This window comes from Streptomyces sp. AC512_CC834 (assembly GCF_019049325.1).
In the GTDB taxonomy this organism is placed as follows: Bacteria; Actinomycetota; Actinomycetes; order Streptomycetales; family Streptomycetaceae; genus Streptomyces.
Genome location: NZ_JAGMUO010000030.1, coordinates 80,747 through 99,736, shown reverse-complemented (window position 1 = coordinate 99,736; position 18,990 = coordinate 80,747). Strand labels below are relative to the sequence as shown.

At 69.9% G+C, this 18,990-nt stretch carries 13 protein-coding genes; 7 read left to right on the top strand and 6 right to left on the bottom strand.

The genetic code is table 11. The features are described from left to right. The first annotated feature begins 23 nt into the window (after positions 1-23). Complete coding sequence (locus KUM40_RS12280) at positions 24-1,280, top strand: MFS transporter (protein ID WP_217165844.1); 1,257 nt, start codon at positions 24-26, stop codon at positions 1,278-1,280. Continuing rightward, the gene (locus KUM40_RS12275; RefSeq protein ID WP_217165843.1) at positions 1,222-2,559 is read left to right on the top strand and encodes a D-arabinono-1,4-lactone oxidase; all 1,338 of its coding nucleotides are present in this window, start codon (positions 1,222-1,224) and stop codon (positions 2,557-2,559) included. Before KUM40_RS12280 ends, KUM40_RS12275 begins: the two co-directional genes overlap by 59 nt. Here the strand turns inward: KUM40_RS12275 and KUM40_RS12270 are convergent. After that, positions 2,483-3,382 carry a hypothetical protein gene (locus tag KUM40_RS12270; protein ID WP_217165842.1) on the bottom strand — a complete coding sequence of 300 codons (900 nt, stop codon included), beginning with the start codon at positions 3,380-3,382 and terminating at the stop codon, positions 2,483-2,485. The genes KUM40_RS12275 and KUM40_RS12270 overlap by 77 nt on opposite strands. Before the next feature lie 471 nt (positions 3,383-3,853). On the opposite strand from KUM40_RS12270, the gene sepH reads away from it, so the two are divergent. Further along, positions 3,854-4,918, top strand: coding sequence for a septation protein SepH (gene sepH, locus KUM40_RS12265; protein ID WP_217165841.1), 1,065 nt, complete (start codon positions 3,854-3,856; stop codon positions 4,916-4,918). 330 nt (positions 4,919-5,248) lie between these two features. Here the strand turns inward: sepH and KUM40_RS12260 are convergent, their stop codons facing one another. Further along, positions 5,249-6,100: a sulfurtransferase gene (locus KUM40_RS12260; protein ID WP_217165840.1), complete on the bottom strand. Its 852-nt coding sequence runs from the start codon at positions 6,098-6,100 to the stop codon at positions 5,249-5,251. A gap of 299 nt (positions 6,101-6,399) precedes the next feature. Between KUM40_RS12260 and KUM40_RS12255 the strand changes: the two genes are divergently transcribed. Next, positions 6,400-7,203 carry a VOC family protein gene (locus KUM40_RS12255; protein WP_217165839.1) on the top strand — a complete coding sequence of 268 codons (804 nt, stop codon included), beginning with the start codon at positions 6,400-6,402 and terminating at the stop codon, positions 7,201-7,203. A 175-nt stretch (positions 7,204-7,378) separates the two neighbouring features. Here the strand turns inward: KUM40_RS12255 and KUM40_RS12250 are convergent, their stop codons facing one another. Further along, positions 7,379-9,541 (bottom strand): tetratricopeptide repeat protein, encoded by a 2,163-nt coding sequence (locus tag KUM40_RS12250; protein ID WP_217165838.1) that lies wholly within the window; start codon positions 9,539-9,541, stop codon positions 7,379-7,381. After that, positions 9,538-9,948, bottom strand: coding sequence for a hypothetical protein (locus KUM40_RS12245; RefSeq protein WP_217165898.1), 411 nt, complete (start codon positions 9,946-9,948; stop codon positions 9,538-9,540). Before KUM40_RS12245 ends, KUM40_RS12250 begins: the two co-directional genes overlap by 4 nt. Positions 9,949-10,178: 230 nt before the next feature. Between KUM40_RS12245 and KUM40_RS12240 the strand changes: the two genes are divergently transcribed. The 3 genes from KUM40_RS12240 to KUM40_RS12230 all read left to right on the top strand — a co-directional run bounded on the left by KUM40_RS12240 (position 10,179) and on the right by KUM40_RS12230 (position 15,008). Further along, positions 10,179-10,448 (top strand): hypothetical protein, encoded by a 270-nt coding sequence (locus KUM40_RS12240; protein ID WP_217165897.1) that lies wholly within the window; start codon positions 10,179-10,181, stop codon positions 10,446-10,448. Then, complete coding sequence (locus tag KUM40_RS12235) at positions 10,441-11,052, top strand: DUF6879 family protein (protein WP_217165837.1); 612 nt, start codon at positions 10,441-10,443, stop codon at positions 11,050-11,052. The genes KUM40_RS12240 and KUM40_RS12235 overlap by 8 nt, the downstream gene beginning before the upstream one ends. Positions 11,053-12,005: 953 nt before the next feature. Beyond that, positions 12,006-15,008: a DEAD/DEAH box helicase gene (locus KUM40_RS12230; protein ID WP_217165836.1), complete on the top strand. Its 3,003-nt coding sequence runs from the start codon at positions 12,006-12,008 to the stop codon at positions 15,006-15,008. Positions 15,009-15,088: 80 nt separating this feature from the next. On the opposite strand, the gene KUM40_RS12225 is transcribed toward KUM40_RS12230, so the two are convergent. Both KUM40_RS12225 and KUM40_RS12220 read right to left on the bottom strand, forming a co-directional pair. Beyond that, positions 15,089-16,762, bottom strand: a complete 1,674-nt coding sequence (locus tag KUM40_RS12225) for an Hsp70 family protein (protein WP_217165835.1) — start codon at positions 16,760-16,762, stop codon at positions 15,089-15,091. Between the two features lie 63 nt (positions 16,763-16,825). Continuing rightward, entirely contained in the window at positions 16,826-18,979 is a 2,154-nt protein-coding gene (locus KUM40_RS12220; RefSeq protein ID WP_217165834.1) for a hypothetical protein, read from the bottom strand. Positions 18,980-18,990 lie beyond the last annotated feature (11 nt).

Genomic DNA, 18,990 nt, shown 5'->3' with positions numbered 1-18,990 from the left:
CCGAGTCGTTTCCGGAGACCTCGTTGCCCAGCCCCTACCGCGCGCTGTTCGCCTCCCCCGGCACCAGGGCCTTCTCCACCGCGGGCTTCCTCGGCCGGATGCCGCTGTCGATGATGGGCATCGGCGTGGTGACGATGATCTCGCAGCTCACCGGGCGGTACGGGCTGGCCGGGGCGCTGTCGGCCACCATCGCGCTCGCCGCCGCCGTGGCCGGACCGCAGGTCTCCCGCCTGGTGGACCGGTACGGGCAGCGGCGGGTGCTGCGCCCGGCGACCCTGGTGTCGCTCACCGCGGCCGCGGTGCTGCTGCCCGCGGCGCACCACGGGTGGCCGGACTGGGTGCTGTTCGTGGCCTGCGTCGGCATCGGCTGCGTGCCGAGCCTCGGCGCGATGGTCCGGTCCCGCTGGGCGGCCCTGTACCGGGGGACGCCGCGACTGCACACCGCGTACTCCTTCGAGTCCGTGGTGGACGAGGTCTGTTTCATCTTCGGGCCGATCATCTCCATCGGCCTGTCCACGGCCTGGTTCCCGGAGGCCGGGCCGCTGCTCGCCGCCTGCTTCCTGGCCACGGGCGTCTTCTGGCTGACCTCGCAGCGTGCCACCGAACCTGAACCGCACCCGCGCGAGCACAAGGGCGGCGGCACCGCGCTGCGCTCCCGGGGGCTTCGGGTCCTGGTCGGCACGTTCGCCGCCACGGGAGCGATCTTCGGGGCCATCGACGTCGTCACCGTGGCGTTCGCCGAGGAGGAGGGGCACAAGGCCGCCGCCAGCCTCGTACTCGCCCTGTACGCGGCGGGATCGTGCACGGCGGCCATGATTTTCGGGCTGCTGCGCTTCACCGGACCGCCCGAGCGCCGCTGGCTGCTGGGGGTCTGCACGATGGCCGTGAGTATGATCCCACTCCTACTGGTCGGAAACCTGCTGTTTCTGGCCGCGGCGCTGTTCGTTGCGGGTCTGTCCATCGCTCCCACGATGATCACGACGATGTCCCTCATCGAAGAGCACGTACCACGCACGCAGCTCACCGAGGGCATGACCTGGGTGAGTACCGGACTCGCGGTCGGGGTCGCGCTCGGCTCCTCCGCGGGCGGCTGGGTGATCGACGCCTCCGGAGCGCGCGCGGGGTACGGGGTTCCGGCGGTGGCCGGGGCCGTCGCGGTCGCGGTCGGTTTCCTCGGGTACCGCCGGCTCAAGCGGCCGGATCCGCGTCGGGGAGGGACCGTTGAGCAGCACACGCACGGCGAGCGGCAGGACGAACGGCCGGAACAGCACATGGCGTAACTGGGGCGGCAACGTCTCCGCGCGCCCCGCGCGGGAGGTCGCTCCCGCCTCCGTCGACGAACTGGCCGGCGCCGTACGCAAGGCGGCCGAGGACGGGCTGCGGGTCAAGGCGGTCGGCACCGGGCACTCCTTCACGTCCATAGCCGCGACGAACGGTGTGTTGATCCGCCCTCAACTGTTGACGGGCATCCGCGGCATTGATCGCGCCGCCATGACGGTCACGGTCGAGGCCGGCACCCCGCTCAAGAGGCTCAACATGGCCCTCGCGCGGGAGGGTCTGTCGCTGACGAACATGGGCGACATCATGGAGCAGACCGTCTCCGGGGCCACCAGTACCGGCACCCACGGCACGGGCCGCGACTCGGCCTCGATCGCCGCCCAGATCCGGGGCCTGGAACTGGTCACGGCGGACGGAGCGGTGCTGACCTGCTCCGAGCAGGAGAACCCCGAAGTCTTCGCCGCCGCCCGGATCGGCCTGGGCGCCCTGGGCGTCGTCACCGCGATCACCTTCGCCGTGGAGCCGGTCTTCCTGCTGACGGCCCGCGAGGAGCCGATGCCGTTCGAGCGCGTCCTCGCCGAGTTCGACGAGCTGTGGTCCGAGAACGAGCACTTCGAGTTCTACTGGTTCCCGCACACCGGCAGCACCAACACCAAGCGCAACAACCGCAGCGCCGGCCCCGAGCAGCCGGTGGGAAGGCTCCAGGGCTGGTTCGAGGACGAGTTCCTGTCCAACGGCGTCTTCCAGGCGGCCAACTGGGTCGGCCGCGCGGCGCCGGCCGCCGTCCCCGCGATCGCGCGGATCTCCAGCAAGGCGCTCTCCGCGCGTACGTACACGGACACCCCCTACAAGGTCTTCACCTCTCCGCGCCGGGTGCGGTTCGTGGAGATGGAGTACGCCGTTCCGCGCGAGGCCGTCGTCGAGACGCTGCGCGAACTGCGGGCGATGGTCGAACGGTCACGGCTGCGGATCAGCTTCCCGGTCGAGGTGCGCACGGCCCCGGCCGACGACATCACGCTGTCCACCGCCTCGGGGCGCGACAGCGCGTACATCGCCGTGCACATGTTCCGGGGCACGCCCTACCAGGCGTACTTCACCGCCGCCGAGCGCGTATTCACGGCGCACGAGGGCCGGCCGCACTGGGGCAAGATCCACACCCGGGACGCCGAGTACTTCTCCCGGGTGTATCCGCGCTTCGGCGAGTTCACGGCGCTGCGGGACCGTCTCGACCCGGATCGTCTGTTCCAGAACGACTACTTGCGCCGGGTTCTGGGACCGTAGCCGAGGCGTCCGGGTCGGGGGTCCCGTCGTCGCCCGAGCCCTCGTCACCGGTGGCGTCCGGGGTGGGCGCCGGGCTGGACGCCGTACCGCCGTCTTCCGCGGAACCACCGTCGGACGACGTGCCGTCGCCGGTTCCGTCCGGGGTCTGGGACGGGGTGGAGGCCGGGGCGTCGTCACCGGAGCCGGAGTCCCCCGCGTCACCGGAACCACCCGAATCCTGGCCGTCCCGCGAGTCCTCGGAGCCGCCGGAACCGCCAGAGCCGCCGGAGTCTCCCGAGCCGTCGGAGTCGCCCGACTCCCCCGAATCCGCGGCGGACTTGCCGTGACCGGTGAAGGCGCTGCCGACGGTGGTGCTGTGGCCGCCGCTCAGGTTCTGGCCTGAGGCGACCTCGTACGCGGTGATCCCGGCCATGGTGACGCCGAAGACGAGGGCCGCCGCGACCACCGGGCGCCGCCAGCCCGTGGTCCGCGCGCGGTAGACGGTGCCCTCGGTGAACCCGCCCGCAGCCGAACCCCGTACCGGAGCCGGGACCGGCTCCGTTCCCCCGCCGGTCCGCACGGCGCCGACGGTGCGCTTCACCCGGAGCTGGTCGCCGGTGCGCTTGAAGAAGTGCTGGAAGACCGAGCCCCCGCAGGTGGCGACGACACTGATCACACCGGCACCGACGATCGTGCCGTACACGCCGAAGGAGGAGGCGAGTTTGGCGGCGACCACCGCCGCCAGGGCGCTGCCCGCGACCTGGGGCACGCTCAGGTCGATTCGCCTGGACTCCCCCTTCGTACGCACGTCCGCCTCACCTGCGTCATCGGACTTTTCACGCATCCTCGGACCTTGCCTGCCTTTCCCGCACGGGGTCGATCAACTGCACGAGAAAGGGACGTGCGGGCGAAACCATTAGTTCCGTTTCTGGTGATTGCGTGAAGTACGCCACGCCCAAGATCGCGGAAATCGCGCCAGGGACGGCCAAGCGTCACCTCTTGCCAGAAGTTGGGCGGCGCGCCAATCCACGCACGTGGCCCGAATGGAGTACTGTTGCGAGCCCTGGGGCCGGTCTCCCGACAAGGGGGCCGGACCTTGAAGGACCGCCGGGAGGGGGCTAGTTGCACAGGGTGAGGCAGTTGGTCACTCAGCGTTGCGAATAGGTAACCGTGCCATAACGGCGATCCAGGGCCCGCGCCCGACACGCCGGGCAACTCGGCAAGGTTGTGGCAGGCTGCACCCGGGCAGGTCACACTCGACAGAGCGGAAGCAGCGACGCACGTGACGTCGGCAGGCACCACCCGGGAGGTCCCCATGCCCGAACTGCGTGTCGTGGCCGTCTCGAATGACGGCACACGGCTGGTGCTGAAGGCTGCGGACAGCACGGAGTACACGCTTCCGATCGACGAGCGGCTCCGGGCCGCCGTGCGCGGCGACCGTCCCCGCCTCGGCCAGATCGAGATCGAGGTGGAGAGCCATCTCCGCCCCCGCGACATTCAGGCACGTATACGGGCCGGCGCGACCGCGGAAGAGGTCGCCCAGATGGCCGGCATCCCCGTCGATCGCGTACGGCGCTTCGAGGGCCCCGTGCTGGCCGAGCGCGCCTTCATGGCGGAGCGGGCCCGCAAGACCCCCGTCCGCCGTCCCGGCGAGAACTCCGGGCCGCCCCTCGGCGAGGCCGTACAGGAGCGACTGCTGCTGCGCGGCGCCGACAAGGACACCGTCCAGTGGGACTCCTGGCGCCGCGACGACGGCACCTGGGAAGTCCTGCTGGTCTACCTGGTCGCGGGCGAACCGCACTCGGCGAGCTGGACGTACGACCCGCCCCGGCGGCTCGTCCAGGCCGTCGACGCGGAGGCACGCGCGCTGATCGGCGAGTCCGACGACCTCGCCGCGGCGCCCGAGCCCAGCTTCCCGTTCGTTCCCCGCATCGCACGGCTGCCGCGCGACCGGCCGCTGGACCGCACCCTCGACCGGGAGCAGCGGGAGCGGCCGAGCCTGCCCCCGCCGCCGCCGACCGAGCCTGCCGACGACACCGCGGCCACCGCCTCGGCCGAGCGCGAACGCGACTCGCTCACCAGCCTGCTGGAGGCCGTACCGAGCTTCCGCGGCGACCTGGTGGTGCCCGAGCGCGCTCCTGAACCGGTGGAGGAGCCCACCGAGGAACCCGAGGTGGAGGAGCCCCCCGCCCCCGCGGCGTCGGCCGGTTCCGCCTACGCCGACGTGCTCATGCCGCGCTCGGTGGCCAGCCACCGCGACCGCCTCACCGGCTCCACCGACCGCCAGGCCGAGGCCGACGGGGTCCGGCCGGGCCGCCGAGCGGCGGTGCCGAGCTGGGACGAGATCGTGTTCGGCACACGGCGGAAGAAGCAGGAGTAGAGGGTCTTCGACGAAGGAGGCCGGGGCCGGGGCCACACCCACGTGGGTCCGGCCCCGGCCTCCTTCCTCGGCCCCACCCCGGGCGCGGCCCTACTGCGAGTCCGGCCCACTGGGGTTCGACCTACCAGGGGTCCGGCCTACCAGGGGTCCGGCCTACCAGGGGTCCGGCCTACCGGGGGACAGGCCTGCCGGGGGGGGGCCGGCCTACCGAGGTCCGATCTAACGCGAGTCCGTCCTACCGGGCTTCCGGCCCGCTGAGGGTCCGGCCTACCCCGAGTCCGGCCCACCGGGATCCGATCTACCGCGAGTCCGGCCCACCCCGAGTCCGGTCTACTGGGGGTCCGGCCCCACCGCGACCGGTCGGGCCGGGTCCGACGACCATTGCGACCACGAGCCCGCGTACAGCGCCGCCGGCATGCCCGCCACCGCCAGCGCGAGCACCTCGTGGGCGCCCGACACGCCCGAGCCGCAGTACACGCCGACCTCGCCGTCCTCCGTGGCGCCCAGGGTCTTGAAGCGCGCCCGGAGCTCGTCGGCGGGCAGGAAGCGGCCGTCCGACGCCACGTTTTCGGTCGTGGGCGCGGACACGGCACCGGGAATGTGGCCGCCGACCGGATCGATCGGCTCGACCTCGCCCCGGTAGCGCTCCCCCGCACGGGCGTCGAACAGCACCCCGGACCGGGCCAGCGCGGCGGCGCCGTCCGCGTCCAGCAGCCCCGCCGCACCCGGCACCGGTACGAAGTCGCCCTCCGCGGGCGTCGGGACGTCCGTCGACAGTGGCGCCTCCCAGGCCGGCAACCCGCCGTCGAGGACCCGCACGTTCGGGTGACCCGTCCAGCGCAGCAGCCACCACGCACGGGCCGCCGCCCACCCCTGTCCGCCGTCGTAGGCGACGACCGGACGGCCGGACGACACGCCTGCCCGGCGCATCGCCGCGCCGAACCCGGCCACGTCGGGCAACGGATGCCGGCCCCCCGCGCCGGGCGCGGAGGCCAGCTCCCGGTCCAGGTCGACGTAGACGGCACCGGGAAGATGTCCGGCCGCGTACTCGGCCCGGCCGTCGAAGGGCGGAGCGCCGGCCGCCTTCGCCGTGCTCAGTTGCCAGCGGACGTCGAGCAGGACGGGAGGGTTGGCACCCGTGAGTTCGTTCGCGAGTCCGGATGCGGAGATGATGGCGTTCATGGCCCCATCCTGGCGTACCGAGTGGCCGCGACGCCGATGTCGGGCTACTCTGCCCGCCGGACAGTACCGATCACGAGGCGTACGGGTTCGGGCACATGCTGTACCGGACGGGCAGCCGGACTGCCCCACGGGGCCGCCCGAAGCGCGGGCCCAGGTCCGGTGCCGGCATCGGCGCGGAGATCCGTCGGAGCGGAACCCGTGGGGGTGGGGCGGAACCCGTCAGAACGGACCTGTCGGAGCGGATCCCGTCAGAGCGGAAGCGGACGCACGGCCCGCGCAGGGCCGAGAAGAGAGTGACGATGACGGATGCACGGGGGTCGGCCGGCCAAAACGGCGAGACGAACGCCCGGCGCACGCCCGGCACACCCTGCTGGGTAAGCCTGATGGTGCACGGGCCGGCCGCGACCCACGACTTCTACGGAGCCCTGTTCGGCTGGGAGTTCCGGCCCGGTCCGCAGCAACTGGGCTCCTACGCGCGGGCCCTGCTCGACGGGCGTGAGGTGGCGGGAATCGGCCAACTGCCCCCGGACCGGCAGCTCCCCATCGCCTGGACGCCCTACTTCGCCTCCGACGACGTGAACCGGACGGCCGAAACGGTACGTCTGTGCGGCGGCACGATCGGCGTGGGCCCGCTGGACGCCGGCGAGGCCGGCCGCCTGGCCATCGGCTCCGACCCGTCGGGCGCCGTCTTCGGCGTCTGGCAGGCCGCCGCACACCTCGGCACCGCCGTCACGGGCGTACCCGGCACACCGGCGTGGAACGAGCTGATGACCTACGAGACGGCCGGCGTCGCCAAGTTCTACGAGACGGTGTTCGGCTTCGAACTGGAACCGGACGTCTCCGCCGACGTCGACTACGTGACCCTGCGCCTCGACGGCCGCCCCGTCGCCGGCATCCACGGCGTCGGCGGCACCCTGCCCCGCGACCGGGGGCCGCACTGGGTGACGTACTTCGAGGTGGCCGACGCGGAGGACTCCCTGGAGCGTCTCGTCGAGCTGGGCGGGCATGCCCTGGGGCCCGCCCAGGACATGCCGTACGGCCGGGTCGCGACGGTGGCGGATCCGGAGGGGGCGCGGTTCGCGCTGCTGCACAGTGCGCGGTGACGTCGTCCGCGGTCCTCACGCCCGACGGCCGCGGGTTGTCGGCCTCCACCGGCACACATGCGGGCGCTTGAAGGAACCGGCCCGCCACCACCGCCGCGTCGTGGACGGGGCCGAGCCCCGCACACCATTCTCGCTGCGCTCGCTGCGTCTGAGCGTCCCTGGGCCTCTGGGACGTTCACCCGCGCGCTCCTCCAGGCGGGTGCCACTGCGCCGATGTGAATTCGCCGAGAAGCCGCCGGCCGGCGACGGTGAACGGATGGTCGGTTCCCAGGCCGCGTTCCCTCCTGGCTACCACATCCGACATGATCTCGACGGCCGCCTCCAAGAGCCCCCGCGCGGCCAGGGTTCGGGACAGGAGCTGCTGCGCCGAGAGCGCGATCGGGTGGTCGGGGCCGAAGCGCCGTCGGTATACCTCGGTGACAAGCCGGATCTCCTCGTCGGCTTCGTCGAAGTGGCCCAGTAGATACAGCGCCCAGGCGTGGTTGTGGCGGGCGCCCAAGGTCACCGTGTGGTCGGGACCGAGGAGTCGTACGCATTCCGCGGGCAGGGAGAGCAGCGCGCCGTCTTCGTCGGCGACGATCTCGGACGCGGACAGCAGGACCAACAGACTGGATCGGGAGCGCAAGGTCAGCGGGTGGGCAGACCCCAGTGCCCTTCGCCTGCCGGCGACCGTGGAGCGAAGGAGCGATACGGCCTCGTCGCGCTTTCCGAGGTTTCCGAGTACGAGCTGAAGGCCGTGGCGGCTGTCCAAGGTGTCGGGGTCGTCCGCCCCGAACAGTCGCTCCTGAGCCGCATGAACGCGTTTGAGTCGCAGCTCGGCCTCGATGTATTCGCCCAGCCGGAAACGCGCCCGTCCCGCCCTGGAGTCGGCGGCCAGGACAAGACGGTGCTCTGCGCCGAGCCGCCGTACGCCGAGGCGCCCGGCGGCGCGGGCGGTCTCCCAGGCGGACACGTAGTCCCCTGTGCGGTACAGGGCTGCGGACAGCCTGGTCGCCACGGCCAGTGCGTCGGCCGATGCCGACGGGTCACCGCCGCGCAGCAGCAGGGCGAGCGCGTGCGGCACCAGGAGCCGAAGCGACGGATCGTACGGACCGGCGTCGGGTACCCCGGGCACGGCCGCGTCGAGCAGTCGGACCGCTGTGGCGTGGAGAACCGTCCCCAGGTCCGCCGGGGTCGCCGCGACCACGCTGTCGAGCAGCACCGCGTGACTCTGTACGCACCGCTCGCCGACGTCGACCAGTTCGGTCAGGGACTGGTCGAGCAACGCCCTCAGAGCCGTTTCGCAACGGGCGCGCGGAAGAGCACCGCGAATCTCGGGACTGTTGAGCAGGGACAGCGGCAGCGGTTCGGGGGCGAACCGCGACAGGAGCCTCAACAGCGCGGTCGCTTCGGGCAGGCCGCGGGCCTCGAACGCGTCAAGTGTCAGTTGCCACGTCAGGCCCACCAGGTGCCGAGGGTCTTCCTCCGACAAGTCATCGGCCCCCTGGTCGATGAGCTCGACCCCTGCTCCTTCCTCCAGACGGCGCCCGTAGGTCTCCATCGTCCAGGGATCGAGCACTTGCTGGGAGAGGAAGCCGCCCGCCAGCGTGAGGGCGAGCGGCAATCGGCCGAGCCGGTCCGCGATCCGAGCCGCCTCCCGCTGTGTACCACTGTGCGGGGCGAGGTCCCGCAGCACCCGTGCGGCGTCCTCACGCGGCAGTACGCCGATGTGCTGCAACTCCGCCCCCGGCCACCAGCGGGCGGCCGGACGGCGCGTGGTCACCACGACCGTGCCCCGCGGACTGGTGCGCAGCCAACTGCCGTCCCGGAGGATCTCGGGGTGATCGGCGTTGTCGAGTACGAGCAGCCAGGACTCGGCGGATCGGTCGAGATGCTGCCAGACCAGATCGGCGGCGGGGCGGAGCCCGTTGCGGGCGGCCAGCAACTCGCCGTCACCGGCACCCCGGTCGGCCGCTACAGCGAGCATGCCCGCACGCAGGCTCGCACGGTCGGAGGCGTTGACCCAGAGTCCCGCCCGGCCGCACTCGCGGGTGGCCAGCTGGAAGAAGGTATAGGCGACCGCGGTCTTGCCGCAGCCGCCCATGCCGTACAGCACGTAGGCCTCACCGCCCTGCTCTGTCCGCACACTGGCTCGCAGTCGTTCCAGCACCTCGGCGCGATCGCGCAGCACGACCGGGGGCCGGCCGACCGCCGGACGGCGAACCGAGTCGGGGCCCTGCGCCGCGGCCACCTCCTCACCGTGGTCGCCGTGGTGGTGGTGCTCGCTGATGTGCTGGTCGCCCGCCGCCTGGTAGACACGGCCGCGGTCCTCGGCGTGGCCGTCCATCGCGCCTGTCATCGCTGCGCGTTGTGCTGGTCTCGTCCGGCCTGATACACGCGGGCGTGGCCAGACGCACTGGCGTGTTGCGAGATCGCGGGTCCTGTCGGACCGCCCGGGTCCAGTTCTTCGAGGAGTTCGCGCAGCTCCGCCGCGATGTCGGGTCGGGCGGCGAGCAGCCGCCTCAGCCGCCCCTGCCACTCCGCGTGCAGTTCGGCCAGTGTCTCCCGGTCGTCCGCGGCCCCCGCCGCCAGGGCGTCTTCGCGGGTGGCCGCCAGTTCGGCGACGACGGTCTCGGCCCGGTCCGGCTGCGCTCGGCGCCACAGCCGCGTGACGCCCTCTCGGGTGCGATTCCAGGCGTCGGTTGTCATCAAGGTGACCAATGTGACTCCCGCGCTCTGCGCGAGTAATGCTGTTTCCGGGTCCACAGTTCCCCCTGTCCAAAATACTAAAATTTTCGGATTGTATGCCAAATAGCTCACATCTGCCGCATTTTGATACAGTACCGTTTCGCGACTACCCATCGTTGCATTCATGCGCCGGATGGGACAACAAGGGGAAAGTCACGGCATCTTCAGTGTGTCCATTTTTCGCATGGCCAAGCCGACACATTCACCGTTAAAGTAATTGAGACTCCGACTCCAAGGGGGCGATGGCCATGAGTAGGCCATGGGAAGCTGACCCGGCCACGACATTCAAGCAACGTCTGGGGAAATCACCACAAGAGTTGGGGAACACGACCGACAACCCGGACTGCCCCGACATCTGGGAACTCGAGAACGGGGACATCGCCGTCATCGGCCGTGACCTCACGGAACCCCTGGGCGCAAAGCTGCCCGCCGGAGTCTCCGTCGGAGCGGATGAACGGATCGTGGTCATCCCGAGGAACATGCTGATCGCGGCGAAACCGGATATCCCGAATGTTTGACTCCTTCCCGCGCGGGACTCTAGAACGCATGAACCGCCCCACATATCACGCGGACTTCCGCCGCGTCTACGAAAGTGGAATTCGCTACCTGAACAAGCTGGAACGAGGGCAGAATTTCAAAGAACGCGGGTTTGCCAGTTGGGAAGCCTTCACCACTGGGGAATGGGACCGCGCCCTTTCCCTCATCCAGGAGAAGCGCGACGTCTATGCACGGCAGTTCCGCAACGCCGCACGGCTGGGCATCCTGGAGCGTCGCCTTCGCGTGGTCGACTTCCCGGTGACCCCGTACGTGCAATGGGAACTCTTCGTCCTGCGTCTGCGCGTGGAGCTGGGCGACAACATCAGGGTGCTCGATGCCCGCGAGATCTCGGGCATCGAGAAGGACCGCCCTGTTCCCGAGGTGGTGATCCTCGGAGACGTCGCCATGTACGAGGTGCAGTACGACGACGACGGGAACGCGGCAGGAGCCAATCGCTCCACCGATCGAGCACTGATCCTGGAGACCTCGGCCGACTTCGACACGTTGTACGAGCGGGGCGACGACTTCCACGACTTCTTCGACAGGGAGATCGCTCCTCTCGCCCCGCCCGCAGTCGCCAGGTGAGGCGGGGCGCCGCCCTGTGGACACAGGCCCCGGCCCGGAGCACTTCGGGAGCAGAGCCGTGGCACGGGCTGAACACGTAACGAGCGGGGCGGATCCCCTTCGGGCCAATGCGAATGTTCCCGACGGCTCCGAGTGGTCTCGGTGGAGAACCACAAGTGACGCCGGCATGCACGGAGAAGACATGCGGCCACCAACTGTCACCAAGTAGTCTTGCTCGGGCCGAACCTGGTTCCACGAGACGGTTCTGGCACCACGCGGCATCCCGGCAGCGCCATTCCCCTCCCTCGTTGGCCAGCTCGGCAACCCCGGCCACACCGGTCTCCCCGGAGCGCGGGCGGTGATCAGCTCGAGTTCCGGGGCACGGTTTCAATCGGGCAGGGGACAGGGTGATGGAACGAGCAGCGGCAACGGGGGGAGCCCGTCCAGCGGCGACAGGCGTGCCACTCGACGACGACCGGCTCCGACTTCAGTACATCCCTTGGGGGGATTCAGCCGAAGTCACGGCTTCGGAGGCGCTGGGGGAAGCGCAACACTTCTTCTACGACAGTCCGGCATGCTCGGAACGGGTCCCTGTGCCCGCGGCACGACAGTGCCCCGTGCCGCAAGCACGTGGCGGCGCCGCCAGAAGCAAGCTGCCCGGTGGCATCTACCTCTTCGAATCGCGAGCCGGCGGGATTCTCGTGGGGTTCGCGTTGAGCAACGGTGGAGCCGCCGTTGCTCCGCAGCGAAAGCGCCTCCGCGACATTGACGACGGTCATCTGCTTCACCAGGCCCTCCTTCAGTACCAGGAGTGGTGCGCCGCTGTCCCCGAAAAGGTCGCACCCGCGTTCGCTCCCGGCGACCTCGTCCGTCTTGCGGGCGGACGGGAGACCTTCACCGTGATCAAAGCGACACCGACGCGGGACGGAGGCGTCCAGTACAGATTGCAGGGCCCGGCCGACAGGCGCTCCCGTATGGCCTTCGAGGAGGATCTCGAGCCGCTTCCGCCCCGCACGGACGACCCTGAAGACTGGATTCTCCGGTCACCCGCTCCCGCCGACCGCACCGCCCTCGCCCTCACTCTCGCCAAACTGAGCACGCCGCTCACGGATGTCGTGTACTCGTACCAGTCGAGCCGTACGGTGTTCCGGCCCTACCAGTTCCGGCCGGTGCTCAAGCTGATGAATTCGGACCGCCAACGGCTGCTGATCGCGGACGAGGTCGGCCTCGGAAAGACCATCGAAGCCGGCTTGATCTGGAATGAACTGGAGCAGCGCACCCACCTGCGGCGGACCTCGGAGCGGCGCGGTGGTACGCACTTCCGGGGGCTCGTCGTATGTCCCGCCGCGCTCGTCACCAAGTGGCAGAACGAGATGCGCGACCGTTTCGACCGGCACCTGCGCGTCCTCGACAAAGAGGGCATGGCAGAGTTGGTGGAGCTCTTTCGCAGTGGGGACACCAGTAAACCGTTCGCCGGAGTGGTGTCTTTGGAACGACTCCGGCGGGCCGGACAGCTCGATGAACTCGTCGCCCTTCAGCCACGGTTCGACCTGGTGATCGTGGACGAGGCCCACTACCTGCGCAACGCGAGCAGCCGGAGTCACGCCGCGGCAGCCCTGCTCGCCGACTGGGCCGACGCCCTGATCTTCCTTTCCGCCACTCCCCTCAACCTCGGCAACCAGGACCTCTACAACCTTGTTCACCTTCTCGACGAGGCTTCCTTCCCGGAACTCAAGGTCTTCGAGAACCAGCTTGAGCCCAACCGCCACTTGAACTCGGTGGCCATCGGTCTCGCCGAGGGCGGCGCGGACACCGCGAGTGGCGCTCAGGCCCTGCGCTCCCGGCTCACGCGGATGCAGACCTCCACGTACGGAAGGATCACCGCTCAACGACCCGAGTTCCGGCGCCTCCAGGAGCTTTTGCGTACCGACATGCCCCTGTCCCCACAGCAGCGCGCCGAGGCGCGGCGGTGCATCGCCGAACTCAACGCCCTCGCCAGTGTCGTCAACCGGACGCGCAAGGCCGACACCCCCGACCGCAAGGCCCTGCGTGAGGCCGAGGACGTCGCAGTCCACTGGGCCCCACAGGAGCGTGCCTTCTACGACGACCTGCACGCGTGGTGTCTTGAACGTGCCGCCCGCAGCGGCATGGCCGCCGGCTTCGCCGCGCAGATGTGGCTCCGGCAGGCGGCCAGCTGCATCCCTGCCATGCAGCAGCGGCTGCGGGAGCGGTTCTCTCCTCGGCTGGCCGAGGAGGAAGCCGCCGAGGAACTCCTCTACGAGTCGGGAGTCGTCGACGACTCCGAGGACGTTTCGCCCGACAACCGTACTGGAACCGCCGCCTCGCCCGAGAGCCTCGCCCGTGAACTGGCGGAACAGGCCGACGATCTCTCGACGTTGCGCTCCCTGCTGCGGGAACTCCCCGTGGACACCAAGTTCGAGCGGTTCGCCGACATGCTGCGCGGTGCTCGCGCCAAGGGGATGCGGCAGGCGATGGTCTTCTCCTTCTTCACTCGCACCCTGGAGTACCTGGAGGAGAGGCTGACACCGGAGTTCAAGGTCCGGGTCATGCACGGGAAAATCCCGCCGCCCGAGCGGGAACGCGTCATGAAGGACTTCCGTGCCGGCGCGTTCGACCTGCTCCTGGTGAGCGAGGTGGGCAGCGAGGGCCTGGACTTCGAGTTCTGCAACGTCCTGGTCAACTATGACTTGCCCTGGAACCCCATGCGGGTCGAGCAGCGTATCGGACGGCTCGACCGGTTCGGGCAGCGGCACGAGAAGATCTTCATCTTCAACATGCAGGTCCCCGGCACGATCGAGACCGACATCTTCCAGCGCCTCTACGCACGCATCGGGGTCTTCCAGGACTCCATCGGAGAACTCGAACCGATCCTGCGCGGGCGCCTCAAGGAGTTGCACCGCATCGTCCTGGACCCTCACCTCACCCGCGAGCAACGGCACCGCCAGGTCGACCGGATCGCGGTCGCGCGGGTGGACCGGAACAAGGACCTGGAGAGCCTGAACGACGCCCAGGCCCTGCTCACCGGCCTGGACGGCCTGCTCATCGAGGGCTTCGACGACACCAGCCCGGGCAGAGGGCGCTACCTGGGCGCCCGGGAGATCCGCGGACTCGTCGAGTGCTTCCTCGACGACAGCGGATACGGGCTGCTCCGTGACGTCCCCCACGAGGACGACCTGGTGGACGTCGCGGGCAGCGGCGACCTGCTCAAGGCGATGTACGAAACGATGGACACGGGCGCCTTCCCCCACCCTCGCGGCGATCTGCTGGCCAGACTCAAAAGCGGCTCACCGACACGCTTCTGTCTGACCGCGAGCGCCTCGTCCGCGAGTGGGGCCCCGTTGCTCAGTGTGCGCCATCCGCTGGTGCGCACTGCCCAGTGGTGGTACGAGCAGCACCCCGACCTCCTCCTTCGCTACGGAAGGGCACGGCTGCCCGGCCTGCCACCCGGCTCCCGCTATCTGGTGGAGGTTCGGCTGGCGCGTACGGATGGCACTCGTTCGCGCCGCGAGCTGTGGACCACCGCGGTCGACACCCTGGCGATGCGGGAGGTGCCCGAGATCGGCACCGCGCTGCTGACCTCGCTGGCCCGCGGTGAACTCACCGGCACGGAGGGGCGGCTGCCGGACGACGTCGACGCGTTGATCGCCGAGACGCTGGACGAGGTACAGGCCCTCGCGGCCGTGCAGGAGCGCACGACCAAGCGACTCTACGAGGCCGAGAACACCCGGCTCACCGAAGGCAGGCGCGCGACGGTGAGGGACACCTTCCAGTTGAAGATCACGCGGGCCCGCCGTCTCGCCCACGAGGTGGCCCATCCCTCGATCCGTCGCCTCCACGAGAGCCGGGTGACGCACCTGGAGACCCGGCGGGATGCCCTGGTGGCTCAGATGGAGCGGGACTCCCGCTTCAGTCTGTCCACGGAGACGGTCGCTCTCGTGCTGGTCGAAGGAGCCTGACCGGCCCTTGCCCACCGGTCGGTGGCCAAGGTCATGACCTGACCCGGGCCACCTGCCGTCGCCTCACTGCCACGGATGTCTCACTGCCACGGATGGGAGTACTCGTCGGTGAAGGAATGGGGCTGGTAGCCCTGGCCCTCCCTTCGCACACGCGTCAGAGGGATGGCGCTCTTCTCTCCCGCCCGGAGCACGGGCCACCTCTCCACCCTGAACGTCATGGGCCGGGCGGTGGAGTCGTGAACGACCATCTCGCCGTTGAGCCGCAGCGCCAGTGAGAACGCGGTCCTCGGATGGAGTACGACGGGCAGATACGGCAGAGCACTGCCTTCCACCGAGAAGTCCATTGGTTCCCCGTCGACAGCCAATGCCCGGATCCGCGCATGGGTGACCCTGTGAACGTCCGGTGTGCCCCTCCAGTGGCGGGCCAGCTCTTCGCGGCGCAGCACCTGGTCCGGCGTGTAGAGGGGCTCGAAGGCGGGATAGAGCAGTTCACTCCGTCGGCCTCCGTCCATGTCGTCCCACTCCAGCACCAGGTCGAAGCCGGGCCGGGGAAGATTGAGCCGGTGGTAGTCGTGCACCACCAGGCCGGTCACGACCGACTGCTCCGGTGATTCCAGCGCTTTGTCGTACGCCACCTCGGCATGAGGGAACGCCTCCTCGAAGAGTTGGCGCACCAGGGGCACCTGGGACATTCCGCCGGCGAGCAGTACGTGCTGCACATCCGTTGCCAGTTCCGACAACGGCGTACGGACCAGTCGCGCGAGGTCGGGCGTGGTACGCCTGCGCAGCCGCGCCTCGCACAGGGCGGCCCTGACGTGCTCCAGCGCTTGCTCCATCTGAGGCCGGAACGCCCGCTCCAACCGCCGACGCGTGTAGGTGAGCAGTGGCAGCTCCGTGTATCCGCCGCCGACCGGAACCGACTGCTCGTCGTACCGCGTGTCGGAGAGCAGCACCTTGAGGCGTCGGGCCGCCGCCAGGAGCAACGCCCGGAGGGCGGGGGGATCCGGCATCCGGTCCACCGCCAGGCCCTCGGCCTCCAGGTCCCGTTCCAGGTCCTGGGCGATGCGCTCGTCCAGCGAGTCACCCGCCCCGGCCACGCCCCGTGCCGAGAGGACGGTGAGCTCGGGGTTGCCGTCCTGGAGCGATTCGGCGACCTCCACCACGGCGATGTCGAGGGTCCCCCCGCCGAAGTCGAAGACCAGCGTGGTTCCGTCGGGCCGCTCCTCGCCGAGTTCCCAGTAGAGCCCTTCCGACCAGGCGAGTCCGGCGGCCACGGGCTCGTCCACGATGTCCCCGACGGCCACCGGTATGCCCGCGGCCCTGGCCACAGTGGCGAGCCGCCTGCGCTGCGGTCCGTCCCAGATGGCGGGGCAGGCAAGACGGAAGTGGGCGTCCTCGGTGTCCGCTCCGGCGGCCCTGGCTCGCAGCAGTACGTGCTCCAGCAACCGCTTGATCAGCGTATCCGCCGAGTGGCGGACGGTGCCGGCGGCCCGTTTCTGGCCCGGAAGCGCGTCGGGCGTCAGACCGAGGGTGATGCACTGCTTCACCGACCGCAGCGCCGCTGCCCCGGCCGCGGCCTCCGCACCTTCGCCGAACAACAGCTCGTTGGAGGGGGAAACAGCTATCACGCTCGGCATCCAGGCCGTACGGCGTCCGATCGGCACGTTCTCCGGCGCACCACCGGGAAGTCGCTGACTCACCAGTGTGGTCGCGGTACCGAAGTCGATACCGATCAAGGGCTTGTCGTGCTGCACCGATGTCCTCCATGGGCACTGGCGCCGGGCATCGGTCCCGGCAGTGTGAATGAACTGTCCTGCCTACTGCTCGGCCCTTCGGACGACGGCCGGTTCCAGCACGATGGGTCCGGTTTCGAGAGGGCCCCGCCATTCGAAGCCCGGCCGTTCCACGACCACGCGCGGCGCCGGTCCGCCCGGGGCCCGGTGACTCTCCGGGTCGTAGTCCGTCTCCTCGCCGAGCGCGCCGAAGTCCAGCACGTCGGCCGCCGCCGCTCGCGCCAGGGCCCTCCGGTAGAGAGCGTTCGCCGGCCCTGCCTCCTCGGCCTCGTGGATCGCCTGGTCCGCGACTTCCGTGAGTACAGTCGCAAGCAGGCGCAGCGTGTCGATCCTGGCCTGACGCAACTGCGCTTGTGACGCCCCGCGCGCGGTCTGCCGGGACTGCCGCAGTTCGTCGTCCCGCCGCCGAAGCTGACGCGTCATCGCCTCGGCGCGCTGAGCCGCCTCTTCCAGGTCCTGCTGGGCCGACTCCCACTTGGACTCGGCGGCGCGGGCACGTGCCTCGGACTCGGCACGGAGCTTCTCCTCGTCCGCGATGCGAAGCCGCAGCCGTTTCACCGTCGCTTCCGCCTCGGCCAGCGCGTCCGACGCGGCCCGGCGCTCCCGCTCGTACTCGGCCCGGGCCGCGTCGGCTGCACTCCGCTCCTCCGCCAGCCGGCGGGTGAGTGCCACGAGTTCGGTTCGTCGGTTCTGCTCGGATTCCTGCGGCGGCTCGGGTGCCTCGGCCGAGGCGACGTCCTCCGCGTCGGCTCGGGGAAGGTCGTCTGCCACGATCACGGTGTCTGTGGGCGAGGCTGCGTCGGCTGCGTCGGCTGCGTCGGCTGCGTCGGCTGCGTCGGCTGCGTCCACGATGCCCGTGGACTCCGTGTCTTCCGCAAGCGGCGTCGGCGTGTCGGGCTCTGCGTCGGTGCTCTGACGCTTCGCGCTGCCCTCGCCGTCACCCATGCCATCCGCATCAACCTCAACGGTGGTGTGGGCTGCTCTGGCCGCCTCTCTGATCTGCGCGGGAATAGCCGGATGCGCTGCCACGTGCGTAGCCCACTCCCGAACGAGCCCATTCCGCCGATCCCCGATCCGAGGATCCGCCAACAACGCGCAGGCCCGGGACGACATGTCCTCCACGAAGTCGAGCCACGCCAGGGCCAGGTCGTCGTTCTTGGGGCGCTTCATCAATACCGTCTTCAGGAGCTCCCTGGTTCTGGTGGCCAGAGGTGCCAACAGTTCGTCCCGGCCCGGTCCGGCCTCACGCTCCGAGCCCACGGACAGGGAGAATTCGAAGCACTCCATCCCGGCACGCAAGGCGTCCCAGGCGTGCTCGCCCTTGACTGCCTTGGCCGCCTTGTCCGCCGCGAGACTCGCGGTGGGCATCACCACGAGCGGAACGAGCAACGGAAGGAGCCCGAGACGTGACGGAATCTCCGCGGACTTCACAGCGTCCGGGTCGGGTTCGGCACCGGGAAGAACGACACGGTTCCTGGCGCGCGACATGGCAGTGATGTGCTGAACGGCTACCAGGCGGATGTCTTCCGGCACACTCGTCGGACGCGGCTCCGCCCAGCGCTGCGGCCAGTCGGTCACGGGTACGTCAAGCGCATGCGCGGCGAGCCATTCGTACGGCGACGTCAACTCATCGAGCCGGGCGGAGACAACCGCGGACAATGACTGCTTGGTGGACGCCCGTTTCTTGGGCTTCTCCGCCAACTCTCGCAGCGCCTCCGGCCCCGACCGTCGCCGACGACGCTTGGGGTTCGCTCCCTCCTGCCCGGCCCATCGCACACAGAGCTTGCCCTCTGCCCGGATCGCAGGATGGGTGCGGAGCGACTCGCGCACCTCGTTCCACTCGCCGAGTTGCGTTCCCACGCCGATCCCCAGGCTCGTCACACGCCTCTTGAGCGCGGCGACGCTGATCGTCTCACCCACGTCGCGGAGCAGTTCGACCAGCACCCCGACGGGATCGCTTTCGAAGTCGGCCTGGAGAGCGACAAGGTCGGTGGCGGCCCTGTACCCGATCGTCCCCGGGACGAGACTCCTCACTGAATCCGGCACGGGCACCGGAACATGCTCGCGCTCACCGCCCTCCCACTGAACGGCGACTTCCGTCTCGTTCAGGGCACGAACCGTACCAACTCGGCGTACTGAACCACCGTCGTATTGTTCAACCAGAGATCCGATTTCCACAGCGCGAAACC